This window comes from Terrisporobacter muris, from assembly GCF_024621905.1.
Taxonomy (GTDB): Bacteria; Bacillota; Clostridia; order Peptostreptococcales; family Peptostreptococcaceae; genus Terrisporobacter; species Terrisporobacter muris.
Genome location: NZ_JANKBY010000448.1, coordinates 1 through 2,339 on the forward strand (window position 1 = coordinate 1; position 2,339 = coordinate 2,339).

The 2,339-nt window shown below is 25.6% G+C and carries 3 protein-coding genes; all 3 read right to left on the bottom strand.

Annotated features, from left to right (window positions below; all coding sequences use genetic code 11):
• Positions 1-120: 120 nt before the first annotated feature.
• A complete protein-coding gene (locus tag NSA58_RS19030) occupies positions 121-741 on the bottom strand; it encodes a type 2 periplasmic-binding domain-containing protein (protein WP_074429793.1) in 621 nt (206 codons plus the stop codon).
• Positions 742-798: 57 nt separating this feature from the next.
• Positions 799-1,326 carry a lysozyme inhibitor LprI family protein gene (locus tag NSA58_RS19035; protein ID WP_039678101.1) on the bottom strand — a complete coding sequence of 176 codons (528 nt, stop codon included), beginning with the start codon at positions 1,324-1,326 and terminating at the stop codon, positions 799-801.
• A gap of 177 nt (positions 1,327-1,503) precedes the next feature.
• Positions 1,504-2,339 (bottom strand): DUF3810 domain-containing protein (locus tag NSA58_RS19040; protein WP_257560854.1); only part of this gene is annotated, 836 nt, incomplete at its 5' end.

The following is a 2,339-nucleotide window of genomic DNA, read 5'->3' on the forward strand; positions in this document are numbered from 1 at the left end:
CAAAACCTATTTCTCGTGTTTGCTATGATTATTTTTATAAGGAAGACCTATACAATATGTACTTTAAAATAATTTATAAAAAATAGCTCGCATTTACTATGAGCTATTTACATTACTAATTTAATCTATTAATACATTATCTTCTATAAATTGTATAAATTCCTTCTCTATCTTATTAAACTTCTTTGTTTTCGAATATGCAAACCAAGTATTTCTTATCACATTATTACCATCAAGATCCAACAATGGTGTTAATTGAAAATTATAATCATTTTTAAATTCATCAGGTAAGAAACAACAAGTATATCTCAGTCCTTTGTCTATTAATTTCCAAGCAAAATCAATATATCCTGCAAATGTTCCCGAAGGCCTACTTTCTTTATACCTTTCATTCCACCAATTATCAATTAATTCCTTACTTTTATCATTCTTTCTATAATCTATAGGTTTTAAATAAGGTAATTTGTCTAAATTAATCGGATCTTTAGATACGATATATGATTTATCTTGTTTAACTAATATTTTATTTATTAGACCTTCATAATTTCCTGATATAAATCCGAAACTTAAATTATTTTCAACTAACATTCTAAATAAATTATGACTTTGCTCCGTTACAACATCGAAACTTACACCAGTTTTTTTCTCAGAATAATCAAAGAATAAATCTGCTAGTCTAAATTTACTATATGTATATGATGATCCTATAGTTATTACACCACTTGATCCTTCATTATTCATTGACTCCGATTTAAAATTTAATTTTTTATCAAAGTCAATTGTAATCTACAAATTTATTTATTGTAAATATATAATAACTATTTCATAGCATCTTTTTTTTGTTAGTTTAGTTAAAGTTGAATTATATTGTACTTTTGAAAACTTCATTCCATCAAATTTATCAGCCTCTTCTTTAGCAGTATTTTCGCGGTATTCTAACCACTCCAATTGTTTATCTTTAAATTCTTCTAATTCATTTTTATTAAGCTGATCTATTAGTAATTCACAAATCTCACTTAACATATCATCCCATTTTGAAAATTTATTTTCTTCTAATTCTATCATTTCTGATGTTGATTCTTCATTGTGTAAGGTATCTGATTGAGTAATACTTTCGTCTAAGTCATCTAACTTAGCAAAATATTCATATTTATGTATAGGATTTTCTTCTTTAACTATTACACTATCATTTTCAACAACATTTAATATTCCTGTGCTTTCTATTGTTTTATATTTGCTACATCCTGTAATAAAAAACATAACTACTAGTAACAGCATACTTAACTTTCTTATATTCATTTTATATTTAATAATTTCTAACTTCATATTTAACTCTCCTGCCTTTCGTACTTATAATTCCTTATTAAATATACAATCTAATTTAATTAATGTCTAATTCTTATTGATTATATCAGTCATGCACAAAAAACATGACTATTATCTTATGCATTATAAAAAGCTGCCGTCAACTTTTTATAAATATGCTGACGCCAACTTTTCATTTTAATTAAATCCATATAAGCTGTAATATACTAGTAGTAAATTCACTACTTTTCCATAACTTAGTGTTCCTTCTTCTACACCATTTGCCTTTAGATAATTACTATTCATATTATCTGATACTTCGTTTACTTTTCCTTCGTATTGCTTCCAAAATTCCCTGCTATAATTTAGGTCATTAATTACAGATGATGATAATTCTCCATTTAAACTAACTAAAGCATCATAATCAACTTTTGCTAATGCTGAAGCTGTATACTTAAGCGCTAATATATACCCTGAATATTGAAAATCATAGTCTTCGTTGTTAATACATGCAATATACGCTAAAAAATTACACTCATCCTCACTTCCATATCCCCTTTGATGTGCCATTTCATGTAATGTTGTAAAAGGAATATAAATATCAGGTACTCCAGTATTTACATTAGCTTCTCCTGTAAAAGGTGAGTAAATTCCTGTTATACCTGTGTAACATAATAAATTTGAATTTAATATTGGTTTTGCTGGTGCATAACTTCCTCTTTTATTTAAATTTAAAATACTAACATTTTCATATCCATTATTTGCTCGTTTCAAAACTTCTTTATAATCAGTATTACACTTCATTACTTTTTGTTCGTCTTCCAAAACTTCAGTTCTTATATCATTACATTTTTCTATTAAAAATTTATATAAACTTATTAAATCTTCTTTATCATAATCAACATCTTTTATATTTTCATTGTGACTTTTGTTGTAATCAACAATTAGAGAATCTTTTAAATTCATACGATTATAATTTAATCCCCACAATACCACAAAAAGAAAATAAACTATACCAACTATAGATATTAAGA